We start from the raw sequence: 16,976 nt of genomic DNA, 5'->3' as shown, positions 1-16,976 counted from the left end.
CGAAATATGCTGACGGCATGGTTCTGCAGGAGATGCTCGACCAGGCCGCGACCGGTGACGTCCACGTCGAAGCGGGGTGGGGGCAGGGCCGGGCCACCTTCGGCGGTCTCGTCGGCGGGCTGCTCGTCTCGGCGATGCTGCCGCACGTGCCCGAGGCGGCGTCGCTGCGGAGCCTGACGGTCAACTTCGTCGCGCCGGTGGTGCCCGGTGCCGCGCAGGCTGAGGTCGAGGTGCTGCGCTCGGGCAAGAGCGCCACCCAGGTGCTCGGGACCCTGCGGCAGGAGGGCGCGCCGGTGGCGGTCGCGCTCGGGGCCTTCGGTGCGCCGCGCGAGTCGGCGATCAGCGTGGCTGCGACCGCCGAGGCGCCGCAGATGGCGGCCCCGGAGACGATCGAGCCCTTCCCCTACATCGCCGGGATGACGCCCGACTTCTTCCAGCACCTCGAGATGCGGCTGGCCGACGGCGGCTTCCCCTACTCCGGGGCGTCGACGTCGCACATGGACGGGTGGATGCGCTTCCGGCAGGCGCCGCCGACCTTCGACATCCGGCACTTCGTCACGCTCGTCGACTGCTGGCCGCCGGCGGTGGTGCAGATGCTCTCCGAGCTCAAGCCGGGCAGCAGCATGACGTGGACGCTCGAGATCGTCGACGACGTCACCGCCGAGCCCGACGCGCACTGGCCCTACTCGGTGCGCACCGATGTCGCCGGTGGTGGCTACGGGCACACCGACGCCCGCGTGTGGCACCCGGACGGGCGCCTCGTCGCGATCAGCCGGCAGACGGTCGCGGTCTTCGGCTAGGCCGGGGTGGTTCGGCGAGCAGCCCGGCGACGAGCTGCCCCCTCTGTCCTCAGCGGATGAAATACGACCCGCGCGTCCAGACGCGCGGGTCGTATTTCATTCAGTGGGGGGTGGATCAGCGGCGGCCGCTGCGACCGGTGCTGCTCGAGGAGAAGGCGACGACGCTGCCGCCGCGCGAGGCGCCCTGGCGGTTGCCGCCCTGACCGCCCCGACGCTGACCGCCGCCGCTGCCCTGGCTGCCGCCTCGGGACTGACCGCCCTGGCCGCCGCCGTTGCGACCGCGGCCGGAGCCGCCGCCCTGGCCGCTACCGTTGCGGTTGCGACCGGCGCCGCCACGCTCACCGCGCCCGGAGCCCTGACCGCCCGAGCCGCCGCGGCCCTGGGAGCTGCGGCCGCCCTGACCGCCCTGACCCTGGCCACCTCGACCACCGCCGCGGTTGCCTCCCTTCGCCCGGCCGTTGCCCTGCTGGGCAGGGGCCTCGACGACGAAGGGACCGGGGAAGGTGCGCTCGCCCGGGGCGAGCTCGGTGAGCAGCTCGTGGCCGACGCCCACGCGGGTTGTCGTCGGCTTGATGCCGGCCTTGCGGGTGAGGTCGCGGACGTCGCGGACCTGCTCGTCGGTCATGAGCGTGACGACCGTGCCCTCGGCGCCGGCGCGCGCGGTGCGACCGGAGCGGTGGAGGTAGGCCTTGTGCTCGACCGGCGGGTCCGCGTGGATGACGAGCGAGACGTCGTCGACGTGGATGCCGCGGGCGGCGATGTCCGTGGCGACGAGGGTCTGCGCGGTGCCGGAGTGGAAGGCCTCCATGGTCCGGGTGCGCGCGTTCTGGCTGAGGTTGCCGTGCAGCTCGACCGCGGGGACGCCGGCGGCGTTGAGCTGGCGGGCCATCTTCTTGGCGCGGTGCTTGGTGCGGGTGAAGACGACCTTGCGGCCCGGCGCGGCGACGAGGTCGGTGAGGACCGGCAGGTGGTCCGTGCTCTTGATGTGCAGGACGTGGTGGGTCATCTTCGCGACCGGCGACTGGGCCGAGTCGGCCTCGTGGGTCACCGGCTGCTCGAGGTAACGCTTGACGATCTGGTTGATCGCGCCGTCGAGGGTCGCGGAGAAGAGCATCCGTTGGCTGCCACGCGGGGTCTTGTCGAGGATCCGCTTGACGCCGGGCAGGAAGCCGAGGTCGGCCATGTGGTCCGCCTCGTCGAGGATCGTCACCTCGATGGCCGACAGGTCGACGTGCCCCTGGCCCATGAGGTCCTCGAGGCGGCCCGGGCAGGCGACGACGACGTCGACGCCGGCGGCGATGGCCTTGACCTGGGGGTTCTGGCCGACGCCGCCGAAGACGGTGCGGCTGCGCAGGCCCACGGCCTGCGCGAGCGGGGTGAGGGAGTCCTCGATCTGGATCGCGAGCTCGCGGGTCGGGGCGAGGATCAGCGCGCGGGGGCGCTTGGCCTGGCGGCGCGTGCCCGACTCGACGAGGCGGGCCACGAGCGGCAGGAGGAAGGCGTAGGTCTTGCCCGAGCCCGTGCGCCCGCGGCCGAGCACGTCACGGCCGGCGAGGGAGTCCGGCAGCGTCGCCGCCTGGATCGGGGTCGGGGTGGTGATGCCCTGCTGCTCCAGGACGGAGGTCAGGGAGGTGGGCACGCCGAGGTCGGCGAAGGTCGTGGTCGTCACGAAAAAGGGTGCTCCAGACGGAGTCATGATGCTTCGGTTCTGCCCGGCGCGGGTCATGCCTGCTGCTGTGCAGGGGACGCTCGCGGCGCGATGGCATCGTTGCAAAAGGAGAAGCAGCTCGCTGCAGAACTGAACGGCTGCTGCGTCGAGTGTAGCGGCGAAGGGGGTGGCGCCTGACCGCGGGTGTCGGCTATGGGCAAGCGAAGGGGGCGGCCCTCCACGCTGGTCGAGGAGCGAAGGCCCCCGGGCCTGAGCCTCGAGACCCGGCGGCGATGATCTCGGACTCAGACGAGCTCCCAGCCGCCGGACCTCTTGCCGTCCTTGGCCTTGAGCTCACCCTCGTTACGGAGGGCCTGTGCCGCCCAGCGCAGGTCGTACTGCCAGCTGAAGAAGAGGTCCCCCGCATCGCGCAGCTCCTGCTCGTGGTGCTCCCACACGAATTTCGCGACCTCGAGAATGGACTTCTCCCGGCCCCCGGACTGCAAAGCCTCGACGATCCACGGCTTCAGAACTTCGGTGTTGTTCGCCATGCCGGGCAGCTTGGCAGGCTGCGCCGACAGGGAACAGGTCAGCTGCGGTTGAGCTACGACCCGACGAAGGGAGCTGACACCCCCTTCGTCGCAGCTCAGGGTGGCGACATGACCCACCGCACCGAGCGCCCCGACCACACCGCCGAGCTGACGAAGCTGCGCGCCCGTCTCTACTCACCCGAGCTCAGCCCGCTCGAGGCGAGCGCCATGCTCGCCGCGACCGAGTTGCTGCGTCTGCACGAGGCCGGGGACTTCGAGATCTGCACGAGCCCGCACAGCGCCGCGATGGTCCGGCTCTGCCTCGGGACCCCCTTCGAGCTGGTGCATCTCGAGGACCACGAGTGCTGCGACTGCTGCGGGTGCTCGTGAGGACCGAGAACGACAACGTGACCACGCGACGACGACCCTTCGAGACGGCCGCGGTCGGCCTCCTCAGGCACCGGGCGAGGCAGCGCGCCGGCCCTCTCACCGGGAGCGGTCTCGAGGTAGGTCACCGGGTCTCGAGGCTCGTCGCAGAGCTCCTCACACCTCGACCAACGAGGTGGGCGCGGTCTCGAGGCTCGTCGCAGAGCTCCTCACACCTCGACCAACGAGGTGGGAGCGGTCTCGAGGCTCGTCGCAGAGCTCCTCACACCTCGACCAACGAGGTGGGAGCGGTCTCGAGGCTCGTCGCAGAGCTCCTCACACCTCGACCAACGAGGTGGGCGCGGTCTCGAGGCTCGTCGCAGAGCTCCTCACACCTCGACCAACGTTGGGATCAGATGACGCCCTGAGCCACCATCGCGTCGGCGACCTTGATGTAGCCGGCGAGGTTGGCGCCGGCCACGTAGTCACCCGGGACGTCGAACTCCTCGGCGGTCTCGAGGCAGTTGGCGTGGATGTCGCGCATGATCTCCTCGAGGCGCAGCTCGGTCTCCTCGAAGCCCCACGAGTCGCGGCTGGCGTTCTGCTGCATCTCGAGCGCGGAGGTGGCGACGCCACCGGCGTTGGAGGCCTTGCCGGGCGCGTAGAGGGTGCCGGCCTCGCGGAAGACCTCGATCGCCTCCGGCACGCACGGCATGTTGGCGCCCTCGGCGACGAGCCGGACACCGTTCTTCACGAGGGTGCGGGCGTGCTGTTCCTCGAGCTCGTTCTGCGTCGCGCACGGCAGGGCGACGTCGCACGGCACGTCCCAGATGGAGCCGTCGGCGACGTGGCGGGCGGACCCTCCCTTCGCCTCGGCATAGTCGGTGAGGCGGCCGCGCTGGACCTCCTTGACCTCCTGCAGCAGGGCCAGGTCGATGCCGGACTCGTCCACGACGTAGCCGCCGGAGTCGGAGACCGCGACGACGGTGCCGCCGAGCTGGTGGACCTTTTCGACGGCGTAGATCGCGACATTGCCGGAGCCGGAGACGACGACCCGCTTGCCGTCGAAGGACTCGCCCTTCGCCTTGAGCATCTCCTGGGCGAAGAAGACCGTGCCGTAGCCGGTCGCCTCGGTGCGCACCTGCGAGCCGCCCCACGACAGGCCCTTGCCGGTGAGGACGCCGGCCTCCCAGCTGTTGGTGATCCGCTTGTACTGGCCGAAGAGGTAGCCCAGCTCGCGGCCTCCGACGCCGATGTCACCGGCCGGGACGTCGGTGTACTCGCCGATGTGCCGGTAGAGCTCGGTCATGAAGGACTGGCAGAAGCGCATGATCTCGGCGTCCGACCGACCCTTGGGGTCGAAGTCGGAGCCACCCTTGCCGCCACCGATCGGCATGCCGGTCAGCGAGTTCTTGAAGACCTGCTCGAAGCCGAGGAACTTGATGATCGACAGGTTGACGCTCGGGTGGAAGCGCAGGCCGCCCTTGTAGGGGCCGAGCGCGGAGTTGAACTCCACGCGGAAGCCGCGGTTGATCTCGACGTCCCCGGAGTCCGTGGTCCACGGCACGCGGAAGATGATCTGCCGCTCCGGCTCGCACATGCGCTTGAGGATCGACCACTGCGCGTAGTCGTCGACGCGGCCGGCGATCGGCGACAACGACTGCATGACCTCGTAGACGGCCTGGTGGAACTCACGCTCACCGGGGTTGCGCGCGATCACCTCGTCGAAGTGCCCCTGGAAGTTGGGGTGCAGGGCCTGGGTGGTCACAGCCGATCTCCTTCGAAGGGGGGTGGGTCGCCTCACGCTAACCGGCGGGGGCGGGTGCAGGCCGAGCTGTCTCAGCGTTGTCCCCGTCACGTGCGAGGCTGGGTGGCATGAGCGCATCCGTGAGCAGAGAGACCGGGCCCGACCGCTTCGAGGTGAGCGCCGACGGCGTCGTCGCCGGCTTCGCCCAGTTCGTCGACCACGACGGCCGCCGAGTTTTCTTCCACACCGAGGTCGGCGAGGAGTTCGGCGGGCACGGCCTGGCCGGCATCGTCGTCGAGGAGGCCGTGCGGGCCACCCGCGAGGAGGGCCTGACCGTCGTGCCGGTCTGCCCCTACGTCAAGAAGTGGCTGACCAAGCACACCGACCACGGCGCCACCATCGCGCAGCCGACCCCCGACGACCTGGCCGCGATCCCGCAGTGACCCTGCGCGTCGCCACCTTCAACGTCAACGGCATCCGGGCGGCGCAGCGCCGAGGCTTCGAGGCATGGCTCGCCGAGCGCGAGCCCGATGTCGTCGCGCTCCAGGAGGTGCGCTGCCCGCCCGCGCAGCTGCCCCCTGGCGTCTTCGGTGACCACCACCTGACATACGAGCCGGGCCAGATCGCTGGCCGCAACGGCGTCGCCGTGCTCACCCGCACCCGCCCCGCGGCGGTGCGCACCTGGGACGGCGAGGTCCTCATGCGTGCACCCGGCGAGGAGCACCTGCACACCGAGCCGTCCCCGCCGGGCACGATGGCGCGCGGGTTGTCCCCCTTCGCCTCCGAGGGGAGATACGTCGAGGTGGACCTCTCCGACCAGCCGCTCACCGTGGCCTCGTTGTATCTGCCGAAGGGAGGTCTGCCGGGCCACCTGCAGAAGCCCGGCGGGCGCGAGGCCCCCGACGGCGGGGCGAAGTACGAGCGCAAGATGGGCTTCCTCGCCTCCTTCGCCCGCCAGCTCGACCGCTCCCGCAAGGCGGCACGGGCGGCGGGGCGCGAGTTCCTCCTGCTCGGCGACCTCAACGTCGCGCACACGCAGCTCGACGTCACCAACTGGCGGTCCAACCAGAAGTCCGAGGGCTTCCTGCCCGAGGAGCGCGAGTGGTTCGACTCGATCGTCTCGCCGCGCACCCTCGTCGACGTCGTGCGGCGCATGCACCCCGACACGACCGGCCCGATGTCCTGGTGGTCGTGGATGGGCGGTGTCTTCGACCGCGACACCGGCTGGCGGATCGACTACCACCTCGCCACCCCCGGCCTGGCGAAGCGCGCAGTCACCGCCGGCACCGACCGTCCGGCCAGCGGTCCGGAGCGGGTGAGCGACCACGCGGCCGTGGTGGTGGAATACGCCGACTGACCGTCCGGCGCGAGGGTCTACCACCGACGCCTACCGGCCGGTAACCTCCGCGCATGGACCAATCGCCGGCCCTGACCATCGGGCTCCCCATCGCCATCGGCATCGTCATGCTCGGACTCGGCCTGTCGCTCACCAGGGCCGACTTCACCCGGGTGCGCGAGGCCCCGCGCGCGGTGATCGTCGCCCTGGGGCTGCAGATGCTCTTCCTGCCGCTGCTCGCCTACGGGCTGATCCGGCTCTTCGACCTCGCGCCGCTCCTCGCGGTCGGCGTCATGCTCCTCGCCGCCTCGCCCGGTGGGACGACGGCGGGGATGTTCAGCTACCTCTTCCGCGGTGACGTCGCGCTCAACGTCACGCTCACGGCGGTCAACTCGGTGCTGACGATCGTCACCCTGCCCCTCATCACCGGCTGGGCGGTGAGCCACTTCAACGCGGAGAGCGAGGGGGTCGGCGTCCAGCTCGGCAAGTTCGGCGGGGTCGTCGTGCTCGTGCTGCTGCCCGTCGCCATCGGCATGTGGCTGCGCTCGGTCCGCCCGCAGATCGCCGAGCGCGCGGAGCGTCCGATCAAGGCCTTCGCCATCGTCTTCCTCGTCGTCGTCGCCTTCGGGGCGATCGTCGCCGAGCGGGACAACATCGTCGAGTACACCCGCTCGGCCGGACTGCTCGTCACCATCCTGTGCGCGCTGGCCCTGAGCGTCGGCTACGCCGTCGCCCGCGGTCTGCGCCTCGACCGCGCCCAGGGCGTGGCGGCCGCCTACGAGGTGGGCATCCAGAACACGACCCTGGCCATGACCCTCGCGCTCAGCGTCATGGGCAGCACCGAGATCGCCATCCCGGCCGCCGTCTACTCGATCGTCATGAACATCTTCGGCTTCGCCTTCGGCGTCGCGCTGGGCCGGATGCCCGAGCGGGCCGTGGCCCCGGCCGTCTAGGTTGACCCCATGAGCGATGTCACCGTGCTGCACAACCCGAAGTGCTCGACCTCCCGCGCCGCCGTCGAGACGATCGAGGGCGCCGGGGTCGCGGCCGAGGTGCACCAGTACCTCAAGCAGCCCCTCGACGAGGCGGCGCTGCGCGAGCTCATCGGCAAGCTCGAGGACGAGCCGACCGACCTCGTGCGCCGCGACTCCTTCTTCAAGGACCAGGGCCTGACCGACGCCGACGTCGCGACGGTCGACCAGGTCGTCGCCGTCCTCGTCGAGCACCCGCGCCTCATGCAGCGCCCGGTGGTCGTCAAGGGCGACCGGGCGATCATCGGCCGGCCCAAGGACCGGGTCGCTCCCTTCGTCCGGGGCTGACGCGTCCGAGGACTAGAGTGCAGTCATGATCCTCATCGTCGTGAAGTTCCGTACCAAGCCCGAGTACACCGAGCGGTGGCCGGAGATCGTGGACGAGTTCACCCGGGCCACGCGCGCCGAGCCGGGCAACATCTTCTTCGAGTGGTCGAGGAGCCTGGAGACCAAGGACGAGTGGGTGCTCGTCGAGGCCTTCCAGGACGACGCCGCCGAGGCCCACGTCGGCAGCGACCACTTCGCGGCGGCCATGGAGTCGATGCGCCCGGCGATCACCGAGACCCCGCGCGTCATCAGCCGCACCGTCGAGGGCAGCGGCTGGGACGAGATGGGCGAGCTGAAGGTCGACTGACCACTCAGCAGGACCTTCCCCGGCCTCGCAGGAGCTTCATCCTCGTGCGAGGCCGGGGATTTTTTTGCGTGACCCGGACGTCAGGGGGCGGGTGAGGCGACCCGCCGCAGTGCCCCGTGGTCGATCAGGTCGGCGACCGCCGCGCCCACGATCCGGTCTGCCTCGGGGTGCTCCCCGAGTTCCGCGACGACGGTCGTGGTGAGGTCGGCAACGGTGACCGGTTCGCGCGCAGCCCGCCAGGCCACGGCCCCCGGACCGGCCAGGCGAAGGGGGCGCGGCCCGGCGAGCACCAAGACCTCGCCGTCGCAGGCGATCGCGTCCGACCACGACGCCCGGACCACCCGGGGCGGGGCCTGATCCGTGCGCATTCCCCCGGGGGAATGCGGAGTCCGGGGGGTGGGCTCGGGTGCGGAGCCCTCGTCGTCGCGGGGCAGGCGCTCGTGCGCGGCCGGGGGCAGGTGCTCCCAGGTGGGTGCGGCGGGCGCGGCCTGCGCCAGGTGCTCCGCGACGAGCTCGTGGCAGGTGGCGACCTCGGCGTAGACGAGGCGGGCGGGGACGCCGCCGGCCGTCACGGCGCGGGCGAGCCAGTCGAGGCCGTCGTCGAGCCACCACGTCGACGAGGTCTCCGGGAGCACGGCGAGCAGCTGGTCGAGCAGGCCGACCGGCTCGATCCGCGGGTGCGCCTCGTCGGGGTCTCGGGCGAGGGTGAGCAGGGCGGCGATGCGCGGGGCGGCGGGCGTCGGCCCCAGCCCCACCTCGTCGGGCGCCGGCTCCGCCTTGTGCCACCGGTCGGCCGGGTCGATGACGAGCGAAGGGGGCTTGGGGTGCGGCGCGATCCGCCCGTCGGCGAGCAGCACGACCGACTCGTCGGTGACATAGCCCAGCCGTTCCCCGAGGACCCGCGTGGCCGTCGACTTGCCCCCTCCGGAGGGGGCGACGAGGACGACCGCACGCCCGTCGGCGTCGGTGAGCGCCGCGGCGTGCAGCAGGCTCGCGCGACCGCGCAGCCGGGTCAGGCCGAGCCGGGTGATCTCACGGGAGAGGACATAGGGCAGGCGCTCCGGGTCGCTCGCGGTGACGACCGACCCCACGACGCCCGACCCGGCCGCCTCGGTCGCGGGCAGGTCGCCGAGACCGACGCGCAGGGTCGTCGGCTCCTCGTCGAGGCGGATCGTGCCGGGGTCGATCGCGAGGTCGACGCACCGCGCCCACCGGTCACGGGTCTCGTCGGCGAGGCGGGCGTCGAGCGCGGTGAGGTCGAGGGTCCAGGCGCAGCCCATCGTCACGAGGTCGACCACCCCACCGCCAGCCACCTCGTCAACCACCGCGTGCGCTCCCTTCGCCGGGCGCCACTCTGCCAGAGGAGGGCCCGGTGGGGCACCGCACGCCCGCGACCGCGGACTAGGCTCGCCCCATGCCGAGACCGCACGCCGCCGCGATCTTCGAGGACGCCTGGAACCGTCAGGTGGCTGGCGCCATGCGCCGCCGGGGCTGGGGCACCCGCGTGCTCGCCCACACCGGCTACGGCAGCGCCGACCGCGTCCGCGTCCTCGGCCGGGTCCTGATGACCAGGCGCCCCTACGCCCCGGCCGCCGCCGATGCCCGCGCCACCTGGCTGGAGCTGCGCACCGCCGACAGCGAGCGAAGGGGGTGGCGCGTCTTCTTCACCACCCCGGCAGCGGGTGAGCCGGTGACGGTGACGATCGGCGAGCGCGAGTTCCGCACCCGCGTGGACCGCTCCGGTCTGCTCGACCTGACGATCACCGGTCACGGGCTCGAGCCGGGCTGGCACGACCTGCAGATCTCCTCGCCACGCGCCGCCGACACGACCGCCGCGGTCTTCATCGTCGCGCCGGACCAGACCTTCGGCATCGTCTCCGACATCGACGACACGATCATCACGACGACGATGCCGCGACCGATGATCGCCGCGTGGAACACCTTCTTCCGCCACGAAGGAACCCGCCGCGCCGTGCCCGGCATGGCGACGATGTACCGCGAGCTGCTCGCCGAGCACCCGGGCGCGCCGATCGTCTACGTCTCGACCGGCGCGTGGAACCTCGTGCCCGCCCTCACCCGCTTCCTGCGCCGCGCCGGCTACCCGCTCGGACCGATGCTCATGACCGACTGGGGGCCGACGAACACCGGGTGGTTCCGCTCCGGGCAGGACCACAAGCGCGCCGCGCTGCACCGGCTCGCGCGGGAGCTGCCCGAGGTGCGCTGGGTGCTCATCGGCGACGACGGGCAGCACGACCCGAGCCTCTACGGCGAGTTCGCCGAGCAGCTGCCCGAGCGGGTGCGCGCCATCGGGATCCGCGTGCTGTCGACGACGGAGCAGCTGCTCAGCCACTTCACCCCGATCTCGACCGACGACTTCGAGCAGCACGTCGGCGTCGAGCTGCCGATCTGCCGGGCCAACGACGGCTGGACGATGCTCGAGCAGATGCGCGAGGCACTCGGGACGGACCGGGCCCGTGCCTGAGCTGCCCGAGGTTCAGGGACTCGTCGACTTCCTCGGCGAGCGGATGGCCGGGCTGGCGGTCGAGTCGCTGGAGCTCGCGTCCTTCTCCGTGCTCAAGACCTTCGACCCGCCACCGCAGGCCCTCGCCGGCGCGCCCGTCGACGGGGTGACCCGCCACGGCAAGTGGATCGACATCGATTGCGACGGCATCCACCTCGTGCTGCACCTGGCCCGCGCCGGGTGGGTCCGCTGGTCGGAGGAGCTGCCGCGCACCGTGCTGCGGCCCGGCAAGTCACCCATCGCGCTGCGGGTGCGGCTCGTCGACGGCTCGGGCTTCGACGTCACCGAGGCCGGCACGAAGAAGAGCCTCGCCGCCTACCTCGTGCGCGACGTGCAGGCCGTGCCGGGCATCGCGAGCTTGGGACCCGACCCGCTCGCCGACGACTTCACCCGCGAGGCCTTCGGCGAGCTGCTCGCCGGCCGCTCCGCCCAGATCAAGGGCGTGCTGCGCGACCAGTCGGTCATCGCGGGGGTGGGCAATGCCTACTCCGACGAGGTCCTGCACGTGGCAAAGCTGTCTCCCTTCGCCAAGGCGTCGACCCTGACCGACGAGCAGGTGGACACGCTCTACCAGGCCCTGCGCTCGACCCTGACCGACGCCGTCGCGGCTGCCTCGGGCAAGCCGGCGAAGGAGCTCAAGGACGCCAAGCGGGCCGGGATGCGGGTCCACGGACGCACTGGCGAGGCCTGCCCCGTGTGCGGTGACGTCGTGCGCGAGGTGAGCTTCGCCGACCGGTCGCTGCAGTACTGCGCCACCTGCCAGACCGGCGGCAAGCCCCTCGCCGACCGACGGACGAGCAAGTTCCTCAAGTAGCCGTCAGTCGGTGGTGATCAGCCGCCATGCCGAGCGGATGTGCTCCTCCGTGGCCGCCGCCGCGAGATCACCGTCGCCGGCCGCGATCGCCGCGTGGATCCGCCGGTGGTCCGCCCGCAGCTTGTCGGCGACCTCGTCCCAGTCGCCGACGGTGCGGAAGGCGTCGAGGATCGGCAGCCGCATCGACTCACGGATGGCTGCGGTGACGTCGCGAGCCAGCTGGTTGCCCGCGGCCTCGGCGAGCGCGACGTGGAAGGCGGTGTCGTGGTCGTTGAACCGCTCCCGGTCGATCCCCGGGGTCTCCATGAGGTCGAGCAGCCGGGTCATCTCGGCCAGCTGCTCCGGTGTCGCGTGCGCCGCGGCCAGGCGCACGCTCACCGTCTCGAGAGCCACCCGCACCTCGAGCACGTCGGGCAGCGGGAAGTTGGCGAGCGCCACGTGCAGGCGCAGCAGACGGGCGAGGGCGCCGCTGGGCACCGCGGTGATCATCGTCCCGCCGGCGCCACCGGCCCCGACCGACGAACGCACGACCCCCTGGGCCTCGAGCGTGCGCACCGCCTCGCGCACCGCAGCACGACCCACCTCGAGCATCCGGGCCAGCTCGCGCTCCGCCGGCAGGGTGTCGCCGACTCGCAGCCGACCGTCGAGGATGCGCTCGTCGACCCAGGCGAGCACGACCTCGTAGGCCTTGAGGCCCGCGCCGGGCCTCGCGGGGCTGGGATCTTCGCGCACGAGCACAGGATGGCACGGCCTCCCGGTGGCCGGGAGAAGTGGTCGGACCATTGCCGGTTCTTTTGGTCCGACCATTGACGGGATGGCCTCACCGGGTCTACGGTCGAACCTCGACGCAATGGTCCGACCATTACGTCGATCCTCCCGCCCGACGACGTGCACCCGGAGCCACGATGACCCCCACCGCCGTACCGATGGACTTCACACCGGAGATCGCTCCGGTGCTCGACAGCCTCACCGTCTCAGCCCTCGTGGCCCTCGTGCCGCTGGTGACGATCTTCGTCACCCTCGGCCTGCTGAAGTGGAAGGCGCACTGGGCCGGCCTGACCGCCGTGGCGGTCGCGATCCTCGTGGCGGTCGTCTTCTTCGGGATGCCAGCCCACCTCGCCGCGCTCGCGGCGACCGAGGGCGCCGTCTTCGGCCTCTTCCCCATCATGTGGATCGTCTTCACCGCGATCGTCCTCTACGAGGTCACGGTGCGCTCGGGTCACTTCGAGGACCTGCGCGCGACCTTCCGGCTCATCTCCGACGACCCGCGGATCCAGGCGATCATCATCGCCTTCTGCTTCGGCGCGCTCCTCGAGGCCCTCGCCGGCTTCGGCGCCCCCGTGGCCATCACCGGCGTCATGCTCATGGCGGTGGGCTTCGCCCCCCTTCGCGCCGCCACGGTCGTGCTGCTGGCCAACACCGCCCCCGTCGCCTTCGGGGCCATCGCCATCCCGATCCTCACCGCCGGCAACCTCACTGGCATCCCCTACGAGGAGATCGGTGCCTACGTCGGCCACCAGGCACCGATCATCGCCATCTTCGTCCCGCTGCTCCTCGTCTTCATGGTCGACGGGCGAAGGGGGGTCCGCCAGACCTGGCCGGCCGCCGTCGTCATCGGCCTCGCCTTCGCCATCACCCAGTGGGTCTCGGCGACGTGGATCTCGGTCGAGATGACCGACATCATCGCCTCCCTCGTCGCGCTCGCCGTCGCCGTCGCCTTCCTGCGGACCTGGCAGCCGACCGGCGGTGACGAGGCCACCGAGTCGCTCCAGGTCGAACGGGAGCAGCAGTTCGCGCTCGCCGGGGCCGACGGCCCTACAACCGGCGGCGGGTCGGCCGACGCCTACCAGATCACGCCCGAGGAGCTCGACTCCCAGGCCCGCGCCCTCACGCCGCGCCGCATCGCCTGGGCGATGTTCCCCTACGTCCTCGTCGTCGCCGTCTTCTCGATCGCCAAGCTCGTGCCGGCCGTCGACACCTGGCTCACGGGGACCAACGTCAAGATCCCCTGGCCCGGTCTGGCCGGTGAGGTGCTCACCCACGACGGCAGCGTCAACGCCTCGGCGACCTACTCCTTCTCCTGGCTCTCCTCCCCCGGCACCATGCTCCTCGCCTGCGCCGTCGTCGTGGCCCTGGCCTACGGGATCGGCTTCTCCGGCCTGGCCGCCGAGATGAAGGAGACCGCGGTGAAGATGCGCTGGGCCTTCGTCACCGTCGCCTCGGTCCTCGCCCTCGCCTACGTCATGAACCTCTCCGGGCAGACGATCACCATCGGCGCCTGGATCGCCGGGACCGGAACCGCCTTCGCCTTCCTCAGCCCCTTGCTCGGGTGGCTCGGCACGGCGGTCACCGGCTCGGACACGAGCGCCAACGCGCTCTTCGCCACCCTGCAGCAGAGCGCCGCCGAGCGGGCGGGGATCGACCCGACCCTGCTCGTCGCGGCCAACACCTCCGGAGGAGTCGTCGGCAAGATGATCAGCCCGCAGAACCTCACGATCGCGGCCACGGCCGTCGGTCTCGTCGGCCAGGAGTCCGCCATCCTGCGCAAGGTGCTCCCCTGGAGCATCGGACTCATCGTCGTCATGTGCCTCATCGTCGGCCTGCAGTCGACGGTCCTGTCGTGGATGCTCCCGTGACCGCGCCGGCCCGCACCGACCTCAAGGTCGCCCTCTTCGCCACGTGCTTCAACGACACGATGTGGCCGGAGACGCTCAAGGCGACCGTGCGGCTGCTCGACCGGCTCGGCTGCCGGGTCGACTTCCCGATGCAGCAGGCGTGCTGCGGCCAGGCCCTCACCAACACCGGTTACGGGCGCGACGCCGTCCCGATGGTGCGCCGCTTCGTCGACGTCTTCGAGGGCTACGACGCCGTCGTCGCCCCCTCGGGGTCGTGCGTCGGGTCGGTCCGCGAGCAGCACGCGACGATCGCCCGGCAGGCCGGTGAGGACCGGCTCCTCGGCCGGGTCCAGCAGGTGGCGCCCCGGGTCCACGAGCTGTCCGAGTTCCTCGTCGACGTGCTCGGCGTGACCGACGTCGGCGCCTGGTTCCCGCACCGCGTCACCTACCACCCGACCTGCCACTCCCTGCGCATGCTGCGTGTCGGCGACAAGCCGCTGCAGCTGCTGCGTGCGGTGCGGGGGATCGAGCTCGTCGACCTGCCGGGGGCGACGGAGTGCTGCGGCTTCGGCGGCACCTTCGCGATGAAGAACTCCGACGTGTCCGTCGCCATGGGGGCCGACAAGTGCCGCAGCGTGCGAGCCACCGAGGCGGAGGTGCTCGTCGCGAGCGACAACTCCTGCCTGGCCCACATCGGCGGGATGCTCGGGCGGCAGCGCTCCGGGGTGCGCCAGATGCACCTCGCCGAGATCGTGGCGTCGACCGAGGAGGACCCGTCATGAGCACACGCACCCCCGGTGGCCCCGTGCAGGCGACCTCGCCGACCTTCGTCGGCATGCCCGCCTTCCCGGAGGCCGCACGCGGCGCGCTCGCCAACACCCAGCAGCGCAAGAACCTGCGCCACGCGACGCACACGATCCGCGACAAGCGCGCCGCAGCCGTCGCCGAGGTCCCGCAGTGGGAGGCCCTGCGGGTGGCCGGTGCCGAGGCCAAGGACGAGGCCCTCACCCACCTCGGCGACTACCTCGAGCAGCTCGAGGCATCGCTGACGGCCCCGGGCGCGACCGTCCACTGGGCCCGCGACGCCGCCGAGGCCAACCGGATCGCCCTCGAGGTGGTGCGGGCCAAGGAGGCTGACGAGGTCGTCAAGGTCAAGTCCATGGCGACCCAGGAGATCGAGCTCAATGAAGCACTCGAGGAGGCCGGGGTCCACGCGTGGGAGACCGACCTCGCCGAGCTCATCGTCCAGCTCGGCCACGATCGCCCCAGTCACATCCTCGTCCCGGCGATCCACCGCAACCGCAGCGAGATCCGTGAGATCTTTCTCCGCGAGATGGCTGCGGTCGGCCGCCCCGCGCCGGAGGAGCTCACCGACGACCCGGCGGCTCTCGCCGAGGCCGCCCGGCTGCACCTGCGCGAGAAGTTCCTGCGCGCCCGCGTGGGGATCTCGGGGGCGAACTTCGCCATCGCCGACACGGGCACCCTCGTCGTCGTCGAGTCCGAGGGCAACGGCCGCATGTGCCTGACCCTCCCCGAGACGCTCATCACCGTCGTCGGGATCGAAAAGGTGCTGCCCACCTGGGACGACCTCGGCCCGATGATGCAGCTGCTGCCCCGCTCGAGCACCGCCGAGCGGATGAACCCCTACACGACGATGTGGACCGGAGCCCACGAGGGCGACGGCCCCCAGGACGTGCACGTCATCCTGCTCGACAACGGACGCAGCCACGTGCTCGCGGACACCGTCGGCCGAGAGGCGCTGCGCTGCATCCGCTGCTCGGCCTGCCTCAACGTCTGCCCGGTCTACGAGCGCACCGGTGGCCATGCCTACGGCTCGGTCTACCCCGGCCCCATCGGCGCGGTCCTCAACCCACAGCTGCGCGGCACGACCAGCGAGGTCGACCAGTCGCTGCCCTACGCCTCGAGCCTGTGCGGTGCGTGCTTCGACGCCTGCCCGGTGCGGATCAACATCCCGGAGCTGCTCGTGGAGCTGCGGGGCCGGGTGACCGAGCAGGAGGGACACGCCGCCGAGTCCGCCGCCATGCGCGCCGCCGCGTGGGTGCTGTCCGACCCGCGCCGCCTCGCCGGGGCGCAGCGAGCCGCCGGGCTCGCCGGTCGTCTCATCGGCGACCGCACGGTCCGATCGGTCCCGGGGCTCGGCGCGTGGACCGACGCCCGCGACCTGCCGACACCGCCCACCGAGTCCTTCCGGCACTGGTGGGCCCGCGAGAGGAAGGACGAGCGATGAGCGCCCGCGAGGAGATCCTCGCCCGCGTCCGCGGGGCCACCGCCGACGTCACGACTGCGGCGGCATCCACGCCCCGCGAGCCGATGCGCGACCGGGGGTCCGTCGACGCCCACGGCCTGACGCAGTTCGCCGAGACGGTCGCCGACTACCGCGCCGAGGTCGTGCACGCGACCCCGGCGGGCGCAGCCGAGGCGATCACGACGGCCCTGACCCGGCACGGCTGCAACAGCGTCGTCGTCCCGACCGGCCTCGAGGCCGAGTGGGTCGACGCGATCGCCACGGTGGCGCAGGTGCACCGAGAGGCCGAGACCCCGACCCATGCCTCCCTCGACACGATCGACGGCGTCGTCACGGGCGCCGCGCTCGGGATCGCCGAGACGGGGACCATCGTGCTCGACCACGGGCCGGCCCAGGGCCGGCGCGCGATCACCCTGGTGCCCGACACCCACGTGTGCGTCGTGCGGGCCGACCAGGTCGTCGCCGACGTGCCCGATGCCGTCGCGCGTTTGCGCCCCGGCGCCGAAGGCTCCCGGCCGCTCACGTGGATCAGTGGCCCGAGCGCCACGAGCGACATCGAGCTGCAACGGGTCGAGGGTGTGCACGGCCCCCGCACGCTCGTCATGGTCCTCGTCGCCGACGCGCCGGACTGAGCGGGCCGGGGCGCCACACCCGCGTGGCGCCCCGGC

At 71.8% G+C, this 16,976-nt stretch carries 18 protein-coding genes; 13 read left to right on the top strand and 5 right to left on the bottom strand.

What is annotated here, in order from left to right; all coding sequences use genetic code 11:
- Positions 1 to 17 precede the first annotated feature (17 nt).
- Positions 18 to 800, top strand: coding sequence for an acyl-CoA thioesterase II (locus tag H7A72_RS00880; RefSeq protein ID WP_185221326.1), 783 nt, complete (start codon positions 18 to 20; stop codon positions 798 to 800).
- A gap of 115 nt (positions 801 to 915) precedes the next feature.
- On the opposite strand, the gene H7A72_RS00875 is transcribed toward H7A72_RS00880, so the two are convergent.
- Positions 916 to 2,469: a DEAD/DEAH box helicase gene (locus tag H7A72_RS00875; RefSeq protein ID WP_223277718.1), complete on the bottom strand. Its 1,554-nt coding sequence runs from the start codon at positions 2,467 to 2,469 to the stop codon at positions 916 to 918.
- Between the two features lie 284 nt (positions 2,470 to 2,753).
- The gene (locus H7A72_RS00870; protein ID WP_185221324.1) at positions 2,754 to 2,999 is read right to left on the bottom strand and encodes a hypothetical protein; all 246 of its coding nucleotides are present in this window, start codon (positions 2,997 to 2,999) and stop codon (positions 2,754 to 2,756) included.
- 108 nt (positions 3,000 to 3,107) lie between these two features.
- Between H7A72_RS00870 and H7A72_RS00865 the strand changes: the two genes are divergently transcribed.
- Positions 3,108 to 3,368 (top strand): hypothetical protein, encoded by a 261-nt coding sequence (locus H7A72_RS00865; RefSeq protein WP_185221323.1) that lies wholly within the window; start codon positions 3,108 to 3,110, stop codon positions 3,366 to 3,368.
- 388 nt (positions 3,369 to 3,756) lie between these two features.
- Here H7A72_RS00865 and gdhA read toward each other — a convergent pair whose 3' ends face one another.
- Positions 3,757 to 5,112 carry an NADP-specific glutamate dehydrogenase gene (gene gdhA, locus H7A72_RS00860; protein WP_223277717.1) on the bottom strand — a complete coding sequence of 452 codons (1,356 nt, stop codon included), beginning with the start codon at positions 5,110 to 5,112 and terminating at the stop codon, positions 3,757 to 3,759.
- Positions 5,113 to 5,219: 107 nt separating this feature from the next.
- Between gdhA and H7A72_RS00855 the strand changes: the two genes are divergently transcribed.
- From H7A72_RS00855 to H7A72_RS00835, 5 genes are read left to right on the top strand one after another with little or no spacing between them, the layout of a single operon-like run.
- Entirely contained in the window at positions 5,220 to 5,534 is a 315-nt protein-coding gene (locus H7A72_RS00855) for a GNAT family N-acetyltransferase (protein ID WP_185221322.1), read from the top strand.
- Between the two features lie 2 nt (positions 5,535 to 5,536).
- Positions 5,537 to 6,448, top strand: coding sequence for an exodeoxyribonuclease III (locus H7A72_RS00850; protein ID WP_185222241.1), 912 nt, complete (start codon positions 5,537 to 5,539; stop codon positions 6,446 to 6,448).
- A gap of 53 nt (positions 6,449 to 6,501) precedes the next feature.
- On the top strand, positions 6,502 to 7,380 hold the full coding sequence (locus H7A72_RS00845) for a bile acid:sodium symporter family protein (protein ID WP_185221321.1): 879 nt from the start codon (positions 6,502 to 6,504) through the stop codon (positions 7,378 to 7,380).
- Positions 7,381 to 7,389: 9 nt separating this feature from the next.
- The gene (locus tag H7A72_RS00840) at positions 7,390 to 7,746 is read left to right on the top strand and encodes an ArsC/Spx/MgsR family protein (RefSeq protein ID WP_072623427.1); all 357 of its coding nucleotides are present in this window, start codon (positions 7,390 to 7,392) and stop codon (positions 7,744 to 7,746) included.
- A 25-nt stretch (positions 7,747 to 7,771) separates the two neighbouring features.
- Positions 7,772 to 8,092, top strand: coding sequence for a putative quinol monooxygenase (locus H7A72_RS00835; protein WP_035903762.1), 321 nt, complete (start codon positions 7,772 to 7,774; stop codon positions 8,090 to 8,092).
- A gap of 80 nt (positions 8,093 to 8,172) precedes the next feature.
- On the opposite strand, the gene H7A72_RS00830 is transcribed toward H7A72_RS00835, so the two are convergent.
- On the bottom strand, positions 8,173 to 9,417 hold the full coding sequence (locus tag H7A72_RS00830) for a hypothetical protein (protein WP_185221320.1): 1,245 nt from the start codon (positions 9,415 to 9,417) through the stop codon (positions 8,173 to 8,175).
- Positions 9,418 to 9,506: 89 nt separating this feature from the next.
- Here H7A72_RS00830 and H7A72_RS00825 point away from each other — a divergent pair, with 89 nt between their 5' ends.
- Entirely contained in the window at positions 9,507 to 10,574 is a 1,068-nt protein-coding gene (locus H7A72_RS00825) for an App1 family protein (protein WP_185221319.1), read from the top strand.
- The gene (locus tag H7A72_RS00820; RefSeq protein ID WP_084450777.1) at positions 10,567 to 11,427 is read left to right on the top strand and encodes an Fpg/Nei family DNA glycosylase; all 861 of its coding nucleotides are present in this window, start codon (positions 10,567 to 10,569) and stop codon (positions 11,425 to 11,427) included. Before H7A72_RS00825 ends, H7A72_RS00820 begins: the two co-directional genes overlap by 8 nt.
- 3 nt (positions 11,428 to 11,430) lie before the next feature.
- Here H7A72_RS00820 and H7A72_RS00815 read toward each other — a convergent pair whose 3' ends face one another.
- A complete protein-coding gene (locus tag H7A72_RS00815; RefSeq protein WP_223277716.1) occupies positions 11,431 to 12,159 on the bottom strand; it encodes a FadR/GntR family transcriptional regulator in 729 nt (242 codons plus the stop codon).
- A 173-nt stretch (positions 12,160 to 12,332) separates the two neighbouring features.
- Between H7A72_RS00815 and H7A72_RS00810 the strand changes: the two genes are divergently transcribed.
- From H7A72_RS00810 to H7A72_RS00795, 4 genes are read left to right on the top strand one after another with little or no spacing between them, the layout of a single operon-like run.
- On the top strand, positions 12,333 to 14,063 hold the full coding sequence (locus tag H7A72_RS00810) for an L-lactate permease (RefSeq protein ID WP_185221317.1): 1,731 nt from the start codon (positions 12,333 to 12,335) through the stop codon (positions 14,061 to 14,063).
- Positions 14,048 to 14,824, top strand: coding sequence for a (Fe-S)-binding protein (locus tag H7A72_RS00805; protein ID WP_370543546.1), 777 nt, complete (start codon positions 14,048 to 14,050; stop codon positions 14,822 to 14,824). Before H7A72_RS00810 ends, H7A72_RS00805 begins: the two co-directional genes overlap by 16 nt.
- Entirely contained in the window at positions 14,821 to 16,290 is a 1,470-nt protein-coding gene (locus H7A72_RS00800; protein ID WP_185221316.1) for a LutB/LldF family L-lactate oxidation iron-sulfur protein, read from the top strand. The genes H7A72_RS00805 and H7A72_RS00800 overlap by 4 nt, the downstream gene beginning before the upstream one ends.
- The gene (locus H7A72_RS00795; protein ID WP_185221315.1) at positions 16,287 to 16,940 is read left to right on the top strand and encodes a lactate utilization protein C; all 654 of its coding nucleotides are present in this window, start codon (positions 16,287 to 16,289) and stop codon (positions 16,938 to 16,940) included. Before H7A72_RS00800 ends, H7A72_RS00795 begins: the two co-directional genes overlap by 4 nt.
- Positions 16,941 to 16,976: the final 36 nt, after the last annotated feature.

The organism is Janibacter sp. YB324 (assembly GCF_014217915.1).
GTDB classification, from domain to species: Bacteria; Actinomycetota; Actinomycetes; order Actinomycetales; family Dermatophilaceae; genus Janibacter; species Janibacter indicus.
Note: the sequence above shows the minus strand (reverse complement) of the source record. Positions and strands in the feature narration are given on the sequence as shown.